Below are 15,686 nucleotides of genomic sequence, written 5' to 3'. Positions count from 1 at the left end.
ATCGATGAAATACATAAAAATACGATAAAATACATATTTTTCTTGTGAGAAGTATTTAATTATTATATGTTTGTAGCAGAAACCTACTTATGTTGTTAGTTGTCCCCAAATCTAACAATGAACAAAAAAAGGATAGATGCCCAAATCTCTATCCTTTTTTATTTTTAAAGAAGTTTTATATTTTACTACTCGAAGCTTTGCATATCAACCAACTTTTTATAAACACCATTTTTTGCAATAAGTTCATTATGTTGACCTTGTTCTACAATTTTCCCTTTTTTAAGCACAACAATAGTATCTGCAGTTTGAATAGTTGATAGTCTGTGAGCGACCACAATGGACGTTCTGTTTTTCATCATGTTTTCTAAAGCTGTTTGCACAACCCTTTCGCTTTCTGTATCTAAAGCTGAGGTTGCTTCATCCAGAATCATAATTGGAGGGCCTTTTAGAACCGCTCGAGCAATACTTAATCGTTGTTTCTGTCCACCAGAAAGTTTCGTCCCGCCATCACCTATATTATAATCTAAAACACCATCTAAATCTTTAACAAACTCCCATGCATTTGCGACTTTTAAAGCTTCAATTATTTCTGCATCGGGGGCGTCACTTTTTCCAAGTTTGATATTATTTTTAATACTGTCATTAAATAAAATGGCATCTTGTGTTACAATTCCTAATTGTTTTCTGAGAGAACTTGTCGTGATATCATTAATATTTATACCGTCTATTAATATTTCACCCTCATTCACATGATAAAAACGGGTGATTAAATTCGTAATTGTTGATTTACCGCTCCCGGATTGTCCCACAAACGCGACCATTTTACCTTTCGGTATAGTTAAGCTGAAATTCTTTAAGACATCTTCATCATCATATCTAAATGTAATGTCTTTAAATTCAATTTCAGAATCAAAGCTTTCTTTTTTAATGGCATTTGGTAAATCCTTTAACGGATTCTCTGTATCAATAATTTCTTGAATACGTTCTGCTGCAGCTCCTCCTTTTTTAACATTGTATAAGCCTCTAGATATGGCTTTTGCAGGTGTTAATATATTATAAGCAAGTCCTAAGTATATTAAAAACTTACTACCGTCTAAAGCTAAACTAGTATCTTTACTTAATACAAGATTTCCACCATACCAAAGTATAGTGGCTATCATACAAATTCCTAAAAATTCACTTGTAGGAGAGGCAAGATTTTGTCGATTCATTAACTTATTTGAAAACCTATAAAATCGCGAGGTAGATTCCTGAAACTTTTCATTGAATTTACTTTCTGCATTAAAACCTTTTATGATACGCAAACCTGTTAGGGTTTCTTCTAAGGTTGATAAAAATGTACCTTGCTCTTTTTGAACCCGGTCTGATTTTCGCTTTAAACTATTACCAATTTTTGATATGATAAACCCCATTACTGGTATAAAAATAAAAACGAATAAGGTAAGTTGTGGGCTTATATAAAGCATTGCAACTATCGTGAAAATTATCGTTAATGGTTCTCTAACAATAATTTCTAAAACAGATAGAAATGAATATTGTAAATCTAAAACATCACTAGTAACTCTTGATAAAATGTCACCTTTTCTTTGTTCGGATAAGTATGACAAAGGTAGTTCTATTGTTTTTTTGTAGACTTTATTTCTAAGATCTCTAATAACCCCATTTCTTAAAAAAACTAAAAAGTAGTTTGCGAGATAACCAAAAAGGTTTTTTAATAAAAACATTACTACTATTAAACAAATAGTAAACAAAAGTGCTTTGGAGTTGTCCCCATTTGTAATTCGATTCATTTCATAGGCCAGATAGTCTCCAACATAATCATCTATTTTTATTATTCCTTCATAAACTGGTTTTTGCGATGGAACTTTAGTATCTTCTTTAAAAATAACCTTCAGCATAGGCATCATTGAAATGAATGAAAGTGTGCCGAATAAAGCAAAAAACACATTAGAAATAATGTGTCCTATGGCATAACTTTTATAAGGTTTTGCGTATTTTAATATGTTTAAAAAGTGATTCATTAAAGAAGATTCATGTCTTTTAAGATGGTTTCAGCTTTTGTATCAAGCTTTACTTCTGTTTTTTTAACTTCCTTAATAGAATTTATAGATGTATTAACGCTTACATAGAATTTTATTTTTGGTTCTGTCCCACTAGGTCTTAAAGCTACTTGACTGCCGTCTTCTGTATAATATATCAATACATTAGATTTCGGAATGTCAATGGCGCTTTCTTCACCAGTTATCATGTTTTTAGATACCGATAAATCATAATCTTCGAACTTAACCACTTTTGAACCATTTATAACTTTAAGCGTATTGTTTCGAGCATCTGTCATCATTTGTTTAATTTCCTCGGCGCCTTCAATACCTTTTTTAGTGAGTGATACAAGTTTTTCTTTATAGAATCCATGTTCTACATAAAGCTTTAAAAGTTCATCATAAAAAGAACTCTTGTTTGATTTTGTAATAGCTGCAATTTCGCAAGCCAAAAGGGTAGATGTAACAGCATCTTTGTCGCGCACAAAATCACCAACCATATAACCAAAACTTTCTTCGCCACCTCCAACGAAATCTAATTCTGGATAATCTTTTATCAATTTAGCTATCCATTTAAAACCAGTTAAAACAATTTTACTTTCAACATTATAAGTGGCCGCTAGTTTTGTTAGCATCGGTGTTGACACGATGGTTGATGCAATAAATTCTTTTCCTTTTATTTTTCCTTCAGATTTCCATTGTTTTAAAAGAAAATCAGTCATCATCAACATGGTTTGATTTCCATTTAATAATTGTAATTCATTTTCAGAATTACGCACTGCTACACCTAATCTGTCACAATCTGGGTCTGTTCCAATTACAATATCTGCATTTACCTCGTTGGCTAATTCTAGCGCCATTTTTAGAGCGGCAGGTTCTTCTGGGTTAGGTGAGGCAACAGTTGGAAAATCACCATCTGGGACTTCCTGTTCTTTAACAATATGTACGTTTTTGTAGCCAGCACGTTTTAGGGTTTCAGGAACTGCTGTTATTGATGTTCCATGAAGCGATGTGAAAACAATTGTTAAATCATCTTTAGCAGTTTGTGTTGCACCAACACATCCATTTTCAACAGATGCATTAATAAAAACATCATCAACTTGCTCTCCAATATAATGAATCAATGCGTCATTTGCTTTAAACTTAATATCGGCATAATCAAGATCATTAATAATATCGATAACGGCACTATCATGCGGTGGGACTAATTGACCTCCATCTTGCCAATATACTTTATATCCGTTGTATTCTGGAGGATTATGAGATGCCGTTAAAACTATACCGCAATGGCAGTTTAAATGTTTTACTGCAAATGATAATTCTGGTGTCGCACGTAAGTCTTCAAATAAATATACTTCTATATCATTTGCCGAAAAAACATCAGCTACTACTTTAGCTAAACTTTTACTATTATGTCTACAATCATAGGCAATAACAGCTTTCGGTTTTTCGTTAGGAAATGATTTATGTAGATAATCGCTTAAACCCTGAGTGCTTTTTCCTAAGGTGTATTTGTTTATGCGATTCGTACCTACACCCATAACGCCTCGCATTCCGCCAGTACCAAACTCTAGGTCTTTGTAAAAGCTTTCTTGAATGTCTTCAGGACTATTTGCAATACTATCCTTAATTGATTGTTGTGTTTCGTTGTCAAAACTAGGTGTTAACCATGTGTTTATGCGGTCTAAAATTTTTGGATCTATATAAATCATTTTGATACTTTATGAATAGCAAAAATAAACAATTGTTCAACTATAATTTTCAATAACACACTCTTTTAAAATAAAAATATTATGAAAATGTATTAATCAATATTTAATTTGTCTTTTATTAAATAACGTTTTTTATCTTGTTTGGTGCGTAAAATAATTTCTCCTAAAAACCCTGCTACAAAAAATTGTGTTCCTATAATCATAGTTACTAAAGCAATATAAAACTGTGGACGCTGTGTTATAAGTCTGCCTCCTGGATTTAAAAACAATTTATCAATGCCCAAGTAAGTTGCAAATCCAAAGCCTATGGTAAACATTATTACGCCTAGAGCACCGAATAAATGCATAGGCCGTTTTCCAAACCGAGATAGAAACCAGATAGTTATTAAGTCGAGAAACCCGTTAATAAATCGATCCATGCCAAATTTAGTTTCACCATACTTTCTTGCTTGGTGTAGCACGATTTTTTCTCCTATATTGCTAAATCCAGCATTTTTTGATAATACTGGGATATAGCGATGCATTTCACCGTTTACATCTATATTCTTTACAACGTCTTTATTGTATGCTTTTAAACCACAATTAAAATCATGCAATTTTACTCCAGATGTTTTTCTTGCAGCCCAGTTAAATAATTTTGAAGGTAAATTTTTGGTAATAACAGAGTCGTAGCGCTTCTTTTTCCAGCCTGAAACCATATCAAAACCATCTTTGGTAATCATATTATACAGTTCTGGAATTTCATCCGGATTATCTTGCAAATCGGCATCCATAGTAATTACAACGCCGCCTTTAGCCTTATCAAACCCTGCATGAAGTGCTTGAGATTTTCCAAAGTTTTTAAGAAATCTAATCCCCTTTATATTGTTGTTTTTATCTGACAGCAGTTTGATAACCTTCCAAGAATTATCTGTGCTACCGTCATCTATAAAAATGATTTCATAAGAAAAATGATTGGTCTGCATGACATTTACAATCCAATCATTTAACTCGTTTAACGATTCGTATTCATTAAGTAGTGGAATAACTACAGATATATTCATTAGAAATTTTCAAAATTAACATTTCAAAAATACTGAATTTATTCTGAGTTTGGATTTGTTTTTTTTATAAAAGCGGCTGACATTAATCCAATAATAGTAATAGGAAGCAGGTAATTCATAATTAATCTTTGAAGAACATTACTGAATGAATAAAGGTTTTCGTTTTTTATTTTGTCAATAGTATTAGAAATTTCTTGCTCTGAAGTATTAATACCTTCAAGAATTTCAATAAATTTTTCAATAGTTTTTTCTTTAATTGTCTCAGAGGCTTCAATATCAATGAAGTTGAATAATACAAAAGTAACAAGGGTGCTTATCCCTAATCCTATTATTGCTACAATAAAATAAGCTTTAAAAGCTTCCTTAAAATTGATATATCCATTAAAGCGTTGTTTACATTTAATAATTGAAATTAATCCAAAAATAATAGTTGCTATCATTACTGATATAATATATAGCGGGTTGACAAATAACTCTAAATTAAAAGCGTATACCAGAATTGTCAATAAGGTAAGAAGAACTCCTAAGTATAATCCATAATTAGTGGCAATAGATTTCAAAGATTTTTCCATATTATTTTGATGATGTTTTGGTTGAAAATTAAGTATTCAAATATAACAAAAGGTCACAGACAAATGTGTGATAAAAATTATCAAAAAAAATTGTAGATTTATAAAAATTACGTAAATTTGCAGCTCGAAAATTGAAAAGAATAAAAGCGTTTAGTGATGAAAAAAGGTATACACCCAGACAATTATAGATTAGTAGCATTTAAAGATATGTCTAATGACGATGTGTTTTTAACTAAATCTACAGCAAATACAAACGAGACTATTGATGTTGATGGTGTTGAATACCCATTAATTAAAATGGAAATTTCGAGAACATCACACCCTTATTATACTGGTAAATCTAAATTAGTAGATACTGCTGGTCGTATAGATAAATTTAAAACTAAATACGCTAAGTTTAAAAAATAAGTTTCGCGGAATAATATATTTGAAAGCCTTTCTACTTAGAAAGGCTTTTTTGTTTTACGCAATTACGCTACTTTTGAATGAGGAAAAATTGTAACAAGAATAGATAACTTCTAATTTTAAGTTTATTATGAACTACATCCTTTTTGATGGTCCATCACGAAATAATTTATTACCATTTACCTATACAAGGCCAATGGCAGATATTAGAGTCGGGATATTAACTATTCGTGAAAAGTGGGAGCATTTTCTAAAAACTACTACAACTACAGTTACCGAAGATTATTTGTCAGATAAGTATCCAATGGTTGAAATGGAAGTTAATGTCATGATTAACGCATCCTATTTGCCAAATTTAGAGTTGGTTGAGATGGTTAAAACCTTAGAGGAAAATCAAGCTATTTTTAAAGGAGCAGATGTTATTGCTTTTTATACTAAAGAAGCCCAAGAAGATATTGACTTTAATACTTTTGAAGCTTTAGAGTTTCAAGAGCATGCTATAAAAATTGAATATACATGGGATATTTTCTCTAAAAATGGAGAAGCTATTCTTGAAGATTTTAATTTATTGACAAAAGGTAGAAAATCTAAACCCATCCCTTCTAGTAATAATATAATTGCACCTGAAAATATTTTTATTGAAGAAGGAGCGAAGCTAGAGTTTACGACACTTAATGCAAGTACAGGGCCTATATATATTGGCAAGCAAGCCGAAATAATGGAAGGTAGTATAATAAGAGGTCCTTTTGCTTTGTGTAATCATGCTACCGTTAAAATAGGGGCAAAAATTTATGGTCCCACTACTGTTGGACCTTATAGTAAAGCTGGAGGTGAAATAAATAACTCTGTTTTATTCAACTACTCTAATAAAGGACATGATGGTTTTCTAGGGAATTCTGTTTTGGGAGAATGGTGCAATTTAGGAGCTGATACTAATAATTCGAATTTGAAGAATAATTACGCTGAGGTTCGTTTATGGGATTATCAAACTGAGGGTTTTGAAAAAACTGGATTGCAGTTTTGTGGAGTTATTATGGGAGACCATAGCAAATGTGGGATTAATACCATGTTTAATACAGGAACCGTGGTTGGTGTAAATGCCAATATATTCGGAAGTGGGTTTCCTAGAAATTTTATCCCAAGTTTTAGTTGGGGAGGAAACTCTGGTTTTACAACATACCAAACTCGCAAAGCTTTAGAAGTAGCAGAAATAGTAATGTCAAGACGTAATATCTCCCTTACTGAACAAGATAAGAGTATATTAGAACATGTTTTCGAAGAAACTAAAAAATACCGAAGAGCATAATTTATTTACTCTTAATCTATCATTTGTGCAGGGATTAATACAAATTATTATATTTGATTGAATCAAGCCCAAGTCAAATGATTAAGATTACTGCCTATATTTTTTTTCTCTTTGGGGTACTTTCTTTTGCACAGAGTGAGAAATACACTGTTACAAATTTAGAAATCAATAATGAGAACCCTCATTTTGGTTTGATGAAGCTTAAGAACAATAAAATTATTTTCACTTCTTACCTATTAGGTAAAAAAGGGAAATTAAAGTTGGTTTCAGGAAGCCCAATACTTACAATATATGAAGGGAATTTATCTGAATCTGGTAAAATCACTGATGTCGTTCCCGTAAAAATTGATGAAAAACAAATTATTCCTACAATCACAAGCGCTACTATATCTCCAGATGGAAGTAGACTATACTTAACAACTATTTATAGTAATAAAAATAAGCCCAAAGGCGATTTTAAAGCTACCAATTTTCATATAGTAGTAGGCGAGTACGATGAAGTTCTTGGTTGGACTAATTTTATGATTTTACCATTTTGTAAACCTAAATATTCGTATGCCCATCCAGCTTTAAGTCAAGATGGTAAAACGCTTTATTTTACAGCGAATATTAGAGGTGGTAAAGAAACAACTAAAGGAGGTTCAGATATTTTTAAAGTGACTATTTTAGGTAATAACACTTACAGTGAACCTAAGAATTTAGGAAGTAAAGTGAATTCCTATAGTCGTGAAATGTTCCCATATATAAGTAGCGATAATACATTGTACCTTGCTTCTAATAGACCAAATGGATTTGGCGGATTCGATATTTATAAAAGCACTATGAATGAAGATGGTACGTTCAATAAATCTGAAAAACTGCCTAAACCTATAAATAGCAATAAAGACGATTTTTCCCTAATAATGGACACAAGTACTTCTGGTTATTTTTCTTCTAAAAGAGCAGGAGGTAAAGGAGATGATGATGTTTATTATTTCATTTCAAATTAATACATTATGCTTGGACTATTACTTAACTATTTTATTGGTAAACGGTTTTATGACCTTTCAATTGATTACAATCAAAAGAAATGGTTATATGCTATTTTAGGTGTTATTACTTATTATGTTGTGGGTACAGTGTTTGTGGTTTTTTATAACAATTTTAGATGTTTATTTCTTTGACTGGGGTTTTGATTGGGATAATAACTTTGGAATGAATTTATTAGTTCTTCCTTCTGGTTTATTAGCTGTTAGGGGTTTGTATCACATTTTAGAGAATAAATGGAAGAAATCGGTAATTGTTATAAAAGATGAAATAAATGATATTGGTAAGAATGCACAAATTAATTAGTGTTTTTTCACTCTTCTTAAATCCAATAAGTTAATTGGGTTAATACCAAGTCCTTTAACGTTTTTCCTTGTAAACCGCACTACTTCATCATAAAAAAGTGGCACCATAATAGCTTTATCCATAGCTAAAGAATCCATTTTTGAATATAAATATTTACGTTTATCTATATCTGTAACCGTAAATGCTTTATTGTATAAACTATCAAATTGTGGGTTTTTATAATGAAAGTAATTCGAACCGTTAGGCGCAAAGTTTTTACTGTAGAAAATGGATAAGTAGTTTTCGGCATCAAGGTAATCTGCTATCCAAGAGCTTCTAAACATATCTACTTTTCCATTAGATCGGGCGGATCTTAATGAGGCTTCGGGCATAACATCAACATTAATTCTTAAGCCAGTTTTTTCAAGTTCACGCTGTATAAATTCACAAAAACTTAAATAATTACTTGTTGTTACTAAATTAATTTCAGGATTGCTTATACCACTTTCATTTTTAAATTGTTCTACTAATTTTTTTGCCTTTTCTGGCTGATAAGTATAACCAATGGCTGTGTCGTAACCAGGAAGCCCAATAGGAATAAAGCCGCCATTTGCTGGGTTACCGATGCCATTACGTAAATAAATCATCATTTTCTTCCTGTCGAAACCATAATTAATTGCTTTTCTAATTAACTCAGATTGTATTTCTGGTGTTTTAGAATCAAGATAGAAGCCCAAATACTCCGTATTTAGATAAGGGCCTCGAATCATATTAACTGTTTCGTCGTAGGTTTTTCGTAATTGACCTTTTGCAGTCAATAACTCATCTTTATAAGAAGCGTCCAAACCAGATAGAAAATCAATATTACCTTGCGCAAATTGCAAAAATTCACTTTGTTTATCTGGCAGAAATGTAAGTGCCACAGATTCTAGATAGGGTAATGATTTTCCTGTTACATCTCTTTCGAAGTAATCTTGGTTTTTTCTTAAAACAAGTTTGATGTTCTCTTCCCATCGCTTAAATTTAAATGGACCAGTTCCAATAGGCTTTGACCGGAATTCCATACCGTAAAGTTCAACCACTTCTTTAGGAATAACCGAACAGTATTTCATTGTTAACAAACCAATAAAAGCAGGGAATGGCTGTTTCAATTTAATTTCAAAAACACTGTCGTTAATAGCTCTGAAATCATCTACTTTATTTAACACCCAACTACCTGGTGCTGCAACCTTTTTATTTCTTAATCTATTAAGACTATATTCAAAATCGTCGGCAACGACAATTCGAGTTGAGTCTTTGCCAAATAATTTATGCTTATGAAAGTACACGTCCTTGCGCAGTGAAAAAGTATATAAAAGGCCATCTTTTGAAATAGTCCAACCTTTAGCTATACATGGAAGAATATTTAAATCATTATCTAGCTGAACAAGCCCATTGAATATTTGATTGCAAATATTATTGTCTTGCAAAGTTCTTGAAAATGCGGGATCTAGGGTGTTTATATTTCCATATTCATTATAACGAAAAACAAGATGATCTTTAGAGTCGTTGTTTTTTGTTGTACACCCAATCAATAAAAATGGTGTAAATAAAATTATTAATAGTTGATATCGGTTTTGAAATCGCACGGTTTAATTAAAAATTAGTAAATCAAAAATATTGATTTTATACTTTAAATAAAGATTAATTATGAATTAAACCGTTAATAGTGACTTTTAGGGTTTTTTCGAGTCTAACTGTTATATTATATATGTAATGCTATTATTAACAATAACTCTCAAAATTTAAAATGAAAAAACTTTACTTTCTAGCATATTCTATGCTATTTTGTGCTATGGCACATGCCCAAATTACTTGCCCTACATCAATTAAAACTTCTGGGCAAAGTACCACCACAAATCCAATTTTTACAGTACCTAATGGTCAAAATGGTTGCAGTGAATCTTGGCCAGCAACAATTACTGTTGATGGGTCTTTAACTTACGATTATGTTAGTTGTTCTGGAGGAAATTTAAAATATTCCATACAATCGGGAACAGCGCCTTCAACTTACGAAATGACAATAGATTTTGGTTCTGGAGTTGTTTGTAGTTATGATGCCTCTGGAAACTTGACAGTTTTATCATCAGAAAAATTTAAAACGATAAAAGCTTCTATTGGACCTAATCCAACTAGAGATTTTTTAAAGATTAGTTTAGACTTTTCCAATTCTTTAAATAGCATAAATATCTATTCTGTTTCAGGAAGACTTGTTCTTAATTCAGGAAGTAAATATGAAATTAATATTTCTAATTTAAGTCGTGGTCTTTATATTATGAAATTAGAAACAGCTAATGGTACTTTATCAAGAAAAATAGTTAAACAATAATATTAATTTATATTAGCAATAGACAGAGCGCTTCTTAATAGAAGCGCTCTTTTTTTATTAACTTTGCCCGATTAAATTGGATAAATGAAAACCAATAAAAGAGTTGCATTTTATACTTTGGGCTGTAAGCTTAATTTTTCTGAAACATCTACTATTGCAAGAGACTTTCAAAAAGAAGGATTTGATCGTGTAGATTTTTCAGAAAGCGCAGATATGTATGTGATAAACACTTGTTCTGTTACTGAAAATGCGGATAAACGATTTAAAACCATTGTAAAACAAGCACAAAAAGCAAACCCTGATGCTTTTGTTGCTGCTGTTGGATGTTATGCACAGTTGAAACCGGAAGAGTTAGCAGATGTTAATGGAGTTGATTTGGTGCTTGGTGCTACCGAAAAGTTTAATATTACCGATTATATAAATGACTTGACTAAAAACGATTTTGGTGAAGTACATTCTTGCGAAATTGAAGATGCCGATTTTTATGTAGGTTCCTATTCTATTGGAGATAGAACCCGGGCTTTTTTAAAGGTTCAAGATGGTTGCGATTATAAATGTACGTATTGTACAATTCCTTTGGCACGTGGTATTTCACGCAGTGATACAATGGAAAATGTGTTGAACAATGCTATAAAAATTTCAAAACAAAACATAAAAGAAATTGTTCTAACAGGTGTTAATATTGGGGATTATGGTAAAGGTGAATTCGGAAATAAAAAACACGAACACACTTTTTTAGATTTAGTTACTCAATTAGATATGGTAGCTGGGATTGAACGTTTACGCATTTCCTCTATTGAGCCTAATTTACTTAAAAATGAAACTATAGATTTAGTTTCAAAATCCAGAGCTTTTGTACCCCATTTTCATATCCCTTTGCAGTCAGGTAGTAACGAGATTCTTAAAAAAATGAAACGTCGTTACATGCGTGAATTGTATGTGGATAGAGTTAATAAAATAAAAGAAGTGATGCCCCAGGCTTGTATTGGAGTTGATGTTATTGTTGGTTTTCCAGGAGAAACAGATACCCATTTTTTAGAAACTTATAATTTCTTAACTGATTTAGATATCTCGTATTTACATGTATTTACTTATTCGGAACGTGATGATACAGAAGCAGTTGAGATGAGTGGAGTAGTACCTAGTAATGTGCGTAGCAAACGTAGTAAGATGTTGCGAGGCTTGTCTGTTAAAAAACGTCGGGCATTTTATGAAAGCCAGATTCGAACTGTAAGAACAGTTTTATTTGAAAGTGAAAATAAAGAGGGTTACATACACGGGTTTACCGAAAATTATGTAAAAGTTAAAACACCTTGGAATCCTGTTTTAGTGAATACATTACACCAAGTTGAACTTACCAAGATAGATGAAGATGGCTTAGTAAGATTCGAGTTTATTAGTGTACTTTCAGAATAATTCCTTCTATTTTACTGTAAATCAACCATTATTTTGTCCATTTAGCTTGTTTTTTGTGCTTTTAATGCTAGCATTAATACTTTCGCCTTGAAATAATCATGCCCCAATATGAATAAATTATTTTTCACATTAGCCCTTTCATGCCTTTTTTTAGTTAGTTGCTCTGGTAACGATATTAACGATGATCCTCTTCTTGGTGTATGGAAATTAACCGAATGGAATATAGCAGGTGGCTTCGATATTGATAACGATGGTTTTGTTAGTACTAATCTTTTAAATGAAATCGATTGTTTTTATAATGAAACCTTACTTTTCGAACCTAATAATATTGTTTCATTAAACACTACTTTTAACCCTAAGCTTGAAGTCGCTCAATTAAATAATAATGCTGATGAGTATAGTTTTAATGTTGAATGCGATACTGAAGGTGTAGTAAGTCTAGCCACGTTTTATTCCAAAGAAGGAAATTCTTTGACATTCGGTGAAAGTGAAGCTGTGATAAATGGAGACCAAATATCAATAGTTTTTAAAGAAAGTATAGAAATTTATAATGAAGATTTTACACAGGTAATTGCTGCCAAAGATTTAACAGTCGTTTATTCAAAGCAATAATTATTAAACCTTATAAAAATAAAAAAATCCGAAGCTTAACGTTTCGGATTTTTTAATTTTTTTTCTAAATATTTAGATTCTTACTCCAACAGGTAACATGCGTTTATATTTTCTGTTGCTTCTTACAAACTTAGCAATTTCAGGACTTGTAGGAACGACGCTTAAATTACGTTCTTGAATCTGCTCGAAAACTGCTGCTAAAAATTCTTTTCTAAAATCTTCATCATCAATAGCCTCAGGAATTAAAAGCTTTGTTAAAAATATTTTTCTTTCTTGAAGGGAATATTCAATTTTTGCTAAATGATTATCAATTTTTAATTCAAACTGACGTAAAAAGTCGTTATCAATTAATTCGGCAACATCAACCATGGTAAGTATTTTATTTAATTTCTAAGGAGTCGTAAAATAGTGGTTACTATTTAGCTATTTTTGCAGTGCAAAGATACTAAAAAAAACTAGAATATAAAACTTAAAGTAAGTTAAAAGCTTATGACTCAAGAGGTAATACATGTTTATTTGATGCCAGGAATGGCTGCGAGCCCTCTGATTTTTGAGCATATTAAATTGCCAGAAGAACAATTCAAAATACATTTATTAGAATGGGTATTACCTATTGATAATGAGGTTATTAGTGATTATGCTTTACGTATTGTTAACAATATAAAACATGAAAACCCTGTTTTATTGGGGGTTTCATTTGGAGGTGTTTTGGTTCAAGAGATGAGTAAACATATAAAATTGAGAAAGCTTATTATTGTTTCAAGTGTAAAATCTAAGCGAGAACTACCAAGGCATATGTTGTTAGCTAACAAAACAAAAGCCTATAAATTAGTTCCAACGCAGTTAGCTTCAAATATAGATTTGTTTGCTAAATACGCTTTTGGAAAAAATGTAAAAAAGCGTATGGAACTTTATAGAAGGTATTTGTCCGTTAATAATCCAAAATATTTAAGTTGGGCTATTAAGCAAATGGTCTCTTGGAGTCAAAAAGAATTAATTCCGGATTTGGTTCACATTCATGGAGACAACGATTCGGTATTCCCAATTAGGAACATAAAAAATTGTATCTCAATTAAAAAAGGATCGCACATCATGATTATTAATAAATATAAGTGGTTTAACGAGAATTTACCACGCATTATTTTAGAGAACTAGTCAGTGATTTTTGATTATTTTTTTATAACTTTAAACCAAACTTATAATTATGAAGATAGCTCAAAAAATATTGGCGCTTGTGGGATTATTAAGTTTATGTCTCCTATTTATTTATGCCCTACAAGATGCTCCTACTGATGAAAATTTTGAAAAAAAATTAATAAACGATTATAATGTTTATGCGCTGCAGGTACCTGAACATTTAAACTTTGCGGGTGAGGCTATGCCACTTCAAAACCCTGATATTTTAGAGCGCATGGATAGAGAGTTATTAGTGAATACCTATTGGCAGTCTAACGGTTTGCTAATGTTTAAACGTGCTAAAAAGTATTTTCCTATTATTGAGCCTATTCTAGAAAAGTATAGTATCCCCAACGATTTTAAATATTTAGCGGTTATAGAAAGTGGCTTAACTAATGCTGTTTCGCCTGCGGGTGCAAGAGGTGTTTGGCAAATTATGAAGGCTACAGGTCGTGAAAATGGATTAGAAGTTAATAGTAATGTGGATGAGCGGTATCACCTTGAAAAAGCTACAGAAGTTGCTTGTCGATACTTACTTAAGTCTAAAGAAGAATTAGGTTCGTGGACATTAGCAGCAGCGGCTTATAATGCTGGTAATGCGGGAGTATCAAGACGTTTGCGAGAGCAAAATGTTTCCAATTACTATGATTTGTTACTAGGAGAAGAAACTGGGCGTTATCTATTTAGAATAATAGCCTTAAAGGAAATTCTAAATAACCCCACTAAATATGGCTTTAATTTTAGAGATAAAGACTTATATAGTAATGTTCCAACATACAAGGTTGAAGTGGATACAGCAGTAACAGACTTTACTCAATTTGCTGAAAAATTTGGAATTAATTATAAAATATTAAAATTGCACAACCCCTGGTTGAGAGAACCACATCTTAATAATAAAACCAGAAGACAATATTTAATAGATATCCCGGAAGAAGGTTATTATGATTTAGCGAGTAAATAATTATTTACTTCTTCTTTTTTGTTGTCTTAACGATCCGCCAGTTCCGTAATGTTGATTAGGCATTTGAGCACGTTTCATATTGTCTTTCATCATTTTTATTTGGTCAGCCAACATGCCTTGTTTATCAAGTTTTTGGGCTTCAGATAAAAGTTTTTGTGCTTCCTGTTTCCTTCTCTTAGAAAAAGCAATACCAGATAAGTTAAGTTTAGCCATAGCAAGATCATGATCCATCGACAAGCCTAAAGAAATGGCTTTTTTAAAGTACTTCTCAGCATCATTCATATTACTTTGAGAGACCATAATACCATGTAAATAGTTATAATAACCTTGCTGTTTCCTAACTAAAGCAGCTTCGGGTTTTTTTATTTTATTTAACCATTTTTTGGCACCATCAAAATCTTGCTTTCGTAACCTTAAAAATGCAAGCAAGATAAATTCATTTTTAAAATAAAGAAATATAAAAATTAAGGACAGAAAAATAAGCATGATACCATTTCCAATATATCCTTCAGAAAATTGGTAAACTGCAAATGCAATTATGCCAGCAGCTATGAAAAGTTTTATTATTTTATTGTACATATTTATAAAATTTGAATGGTAAAAAGTAAGCTCTAAGCAACCAAATGCGCTATAAGTTTAATTTTGATTGCAAAGAAACTAAATTTTTACGAAAAAATTGATATGAATTAAGAACAAATAAATTGGCTTTAGCCCAAATATATAGGGGATTTAAGCAATGTTGTTGAGGTGAATATATAATTAAAA

At 31.4% G+C, this 15,686-nt stretch carries 16 protein-coding genes; 9 read left to right on the top strand and 7 right to left on the bottom strand.

The window, feature by feature from the left end:
* Window positions 1–185: 185 nt before the first annotated feature.
* From AC2D6V_RS13880 to AC2D6V_RS13865, 4 genes are all read right to left on the bottom strand, one after another.
* Window positions 186–2,021 carry an ABC transporter ATP-binding protein gene (locus AC2D6V_RS13880; protein ID WP_484649203.1) on the bottom strand — a complete coding sequence of 612 codons (1,836 nt, stop codon included), beginning with the start codon at window positions 2,019–2,021 and terminating at the stop codon, window positions 186–188.
* Window positions 2,021–3,751 (bottom strand): phospho-sugar mutase, encoded by a 1,731-nt coding sequence (locus AC2D6V_RS13875; protein WP_484649199.1) that lies wholly within the window; start codon window positions 3,749–3,751, stop codon window positions 2,021–2,023. The genes AC2D6V_RS13880 and AC2D6V_RS13875 overlap by 1 nt, the downstream gene beginning before the upstream one ends.
* 92 nt (window positions 3,752–3,843) lie before the next feature.
* Window positions 3,844–4,794, bottom strand: a complete 951-nt coding sequence (locus tag AC2D6V_RS13870; protein WP_484649195.1) for a glycosyltransferase family 2 protein — start codon at window positions 4,792–4,794, stop codon at window positions 3,844–3,846.
* Between the two features lie 38 nt (window positions 4,795–4,832).
* Window positions 4,833–5,366, bottom strand: a complete 534-nt coding sequence (locus AC2D6V_RS13865) for a DUF4199 domain-containing protein (RefSeq protein WP_484649189.1) — start codon at window positions 5,364–5,366, stop codon at window positions 4,833–4,835.
* A 156-nt stretch (window positions 5,367–5,522) separates the two neighbouring features.
* Between AC2D6V_RS13865 and AC2D6V_RS13860 the strand changes: the two genes are divergently transcribed.
* The 4 genes from AC2D6V_RS13860 to AC2D6V_RS13845 all read left to right on the top strand — a co-directional run bounded on the left by AC2D6V_RS13860 (window position 5,523) and on the right by AC2D6V_RS13845 (window position 8,409).
* Window positions 5,523–5,774 (top strand): type B 50S ribosomal protein L31, encoded by a 252-nt coding sequence (locus tag AC2D6V_RS13860; protein WP_484649186.1) that lies wholly within the window; start codon window positions 5,523–5,525, stop codon window positions 5,772–5,774.
* Window positions 5,775–5,901: 127 nt separating this feature from the next.
* The gene (locus AC2D6V_RS13855; RefSeq protein WP_484649182.1) at window positions 5,902–7,077 is read left to right on the top strand and encodes a GlmU family protein; all 1,176 of its coding nucleotides are present in this window, start codon (window positions 5,902–5,904) and stop codon (window positions 7,075–7,077) included.
* Window positions 7,078–7,154: 77 nt separating this feature from the next.
* On the top strand, window positions 7,155–8,066 hold the full coding sequence (locus AC2D6V_RS13850) for a TolB family protein (protein WP_484649178.1): 912 nt from the start codon (window positions 7,155–7,157) through the stop codon (window positions 8,064–8,066).
* A 205-nt stretch (window positions 8,067–8,271) separates the two neighbouring features.
* Entirely contained in the window at window positions 8,272–8,409 is a 138-nt protein-coding gene (locus AC2D6V_RS13845) for a hypothetical protein (RefSeq protein WP_484649176.1), read from the top strand.
* Here AC2D6V_RS13845 and AC2D6V_RS13840 read toward each other — a convergent pair.
* The gene (locus AC2D6V_RS13840) at window positions 8,406–9,962 is read right to left on the bottom strand and encodes an ABC transporter substrate-binding protein (protein ID WP_484649173.1); all 1,557 of its coding nucleotides are present in this window, start codon (window positions 9,960–9,962) and stop codon (window positions 8,406–8,408) included. The two genes, AC2D6V_RS13845 and AC2D6V_RS13840, sit on opposite strands and share 4 nt — an antisense overlap.
* A 215-nt stretch (window positions 9,963–10,177) precedes the next feature.
* On the opposite strand from AC2D6V_RS13840, the gene AC2D6V_RS13835 reads away from it, so the two are divergent.
* From AC2D6V_RS13835 to AC2D6V_RS13825, 3 genes are all read left to right on the top strand, one after another.
* Window positions 10,178–10,756 carry a T9SS type A sorting domain-containing protein gene (locus AC2D6V_RS13835; RefSeq protein ID WP_484649170.1) on the top strand — a complete coding sequence of 193 codons (579 nt, stop codon included), beginning with the start codon at window positions 10,178–10,180 and terminating at the stop codon, window positions 10,754–10,756.
* An 84-nt stretch (window positions 10,757–10,840) separates the two neighbouring features.
* Entirely contained in the window at window positions 10,841–12,172 is a 1,332-nt protein-coding gene (mtaB, locus tag AC2D6V_RS13830; RefSeq protein ID WP_484649168.1) for a tRNA (N(6)-L-threonylcarbamoyladenosine(37)-C(2))-methylthiotransferase MtaB, read from the top strand.
* A 108-nt stretch (window positions 12,173–12,280) separates the two neighbouring features.
* Window positions 12,281–12,784 (top strand): hypothetical protein, encoded by a 504-nt coding sequence (locus AC2D6V_RS13825; protein WP_484649165.1) that lies wholly within the window; start codon window positions 12,281–12,283, stop codon window positions 12,782–12,784.
* 72 nt (window positions 12,785–12,856) lie between these two features.
* Here AC2D6V_RS13825 and AC2D6V_RS13820 read toward each other — a convergent pair whose 3' ends face one another.
* Window positions 12,857–13,153, bottom strand: coding sequence for an N-acetyltransferase (locus tag AC2D6V_RS13820; RefSeq protein ID WP_484649162.1), 297 nt, complete (start codon window positions 13,151–13,153; stop codon window positions 12,857–12,859).
* Between the two features lie 120 nt (window positions 13,154–13,273).
* On the opposite strand from AC2D6V_RS13820, the gene AC2D6V_RS13815 reads away from it, so the two are divergent.
* Together AC2D6V_RS13815 and AC2D6V_RS13810 are read left to right on the top strand one after the other, a co-directional pair.
* Window positions 13,274–13,939, top strand: a complete 666-nt coding sequence (locus tag AC2D6V_RS13815; protein WP_484649160.1) for an alpha/beta hydrolase family protein — start codon at window positions 13,274–13,276, stop codon at window positions 13,937–13,939.
* 49 nt (window positions 13,940–13,988) lie between these two features.
* Complete coding sequence (locus AC2D6V_RS13810) at window positions 13,989–14,921, top strand: lytic transglycosylase domain-containing protein (protein ID WP_484649157.1); 933 nt, start codon at window positions 13,989–13,991, stop codon at window positions 14,919–14,921.
* Here the strand turns inward: AC2D6V_RS13810 and AC2D6V_RS13805 are convergent, their stop codons facing one another.
* Window positions 14,922–15,500 carry a tetratricopeptide repeat protein gene (locus AC2D6V_RS13805; RefSeq protein WP_484649154.1) on the bottom strand — a complete coding sequence of 193 codons (579 nt, stop codon included), beginning with the start codon at window positions 15,498–15,500 and terminating at the stop codon, window positions 14,922–14,924. It lies immediately after the preceding gene.
* Window positions 15,501–15,686: the final 186 nt, after the last annotated feature.

This window comes from Algibacter sp. YIN40 (assembly GCF_057219435.1).
This window is presented reverse-complemented; position numbering and strand designations above follow the sequence as displayed.

What these genes read in the sequence shown, in the direction of transcription:
- AC2D6V_RS13820 (WP_484649162.1), bottom strand. Translation starts at nt 13,153, where the DNA reads ATGGTTGATGTTGCCGAATTAATTGATAACGACTTTTTACGTCAGTTT.
- AC2D6V_RS13865 (WP_484649189.1), bottom strand. Translation starts at nt 5,366, where the DNA reads ATGGAAAAATCTTTGAAATCTATTGCCACTAATTATGGATTATACTTA.
- AC2D6V_RS13875 (WP_484649199.1), bottom strand. Translation starts at nt 3,751, where the DNA reads ATGATTTATATAGATCCAAAAATTTTAGACCGCATAAACACATGGTTA.
- AC2D6V_RS13805 (WP_484649154.1), bottom strand. Translation starts at nt 15,500, where the DNA reads ATGTACAATAAAATAATAAAACTTTTCATAGCTGCTGGCATAATTGCA.
- AC2D6V_RS13880 (WP_484649203.1), bottom strand. Translation starts at nt 2,021, where the DNA reads ATGAATCACTTTTTAAACATATTAAAATACGCAAAACCTTATAAAAGT.
- AC2D6V_RS13835 (WP_484649170.1), top strand. Translation starts at nt 10,178, where the DNA reads ATGAAAAAACTTTACTTTCTAGCATATTCTATGCTATTTTGTGCTATG.
- mtaB (WP_484649168.1), top strand. Translation starts at nt 10,841, where the DNA reads ATGAAAACCAATAAAAGAGTTGCATTTTATACTTTGGGCTGTAAGCTT.
- AC2D6V_RS13810 (WP_484649157.1), top strand. Translation starts at nt 13,989, where the DNA reads ATGAAGATAGCTCAAAAAATATTGGCGCTTGTGGGATTATTAAGTTTA.
- AC2D6V_RS13845 (WP_484649176.1), top strand. Translation starts at nt 8,272, where the DNA reads ATGAATTTATTAGTTCTTCCTTCTGGTTTATTAGCTGTTAGGGGTTTG.
- AC2D6V_RS13815 (WP_484649160.1), top strand. Translation starts at nt 13,274, where the DNA reads ATGACTCAAGAGGTAATACATGTTTATTTGATGCCAGGAATGGCTGCG.
- AC2D6V_RS13870 (WP_484649195.1), bottom strand. Translation starts at nt 4,794, where the DNA reads ATGAATATATCTGTAGTTATTCCACTACTTAATGAATACGAATCGTTA.
- AC2D6V_RS13825 (WP_484649165.1), top strand. Translation starts at nt 12,281, where the DNA reads ATGAATAAATTATTTTTCACATTAGCCCTTTCATGCCTTTTTTTAGTT.
- AC2D6V_RS13860 (WP_484649186.1), top strand. Translation starts at nt 5,523, where the DNA reads ATGAAAAAAGGTATACACCCAGACAATTATAGATTAGTAGCATTTAAA.
- AC2D6V_RS13850 (WP_484649178.1), top strand. Translation starts at nt 7,155, where the DNA reads ATGATTAAGATTACTGCCTATATTTTTTTTCTCTTTGGGGTACTTTCT.
- AC2D6V_RS13855 (WP_484649182.1), top strand. Translation starts at nt 5,902, where the DNA reads ATGAACTACATCCTTTTTGATGGTCCATCACGAAATAATTTATTACCA.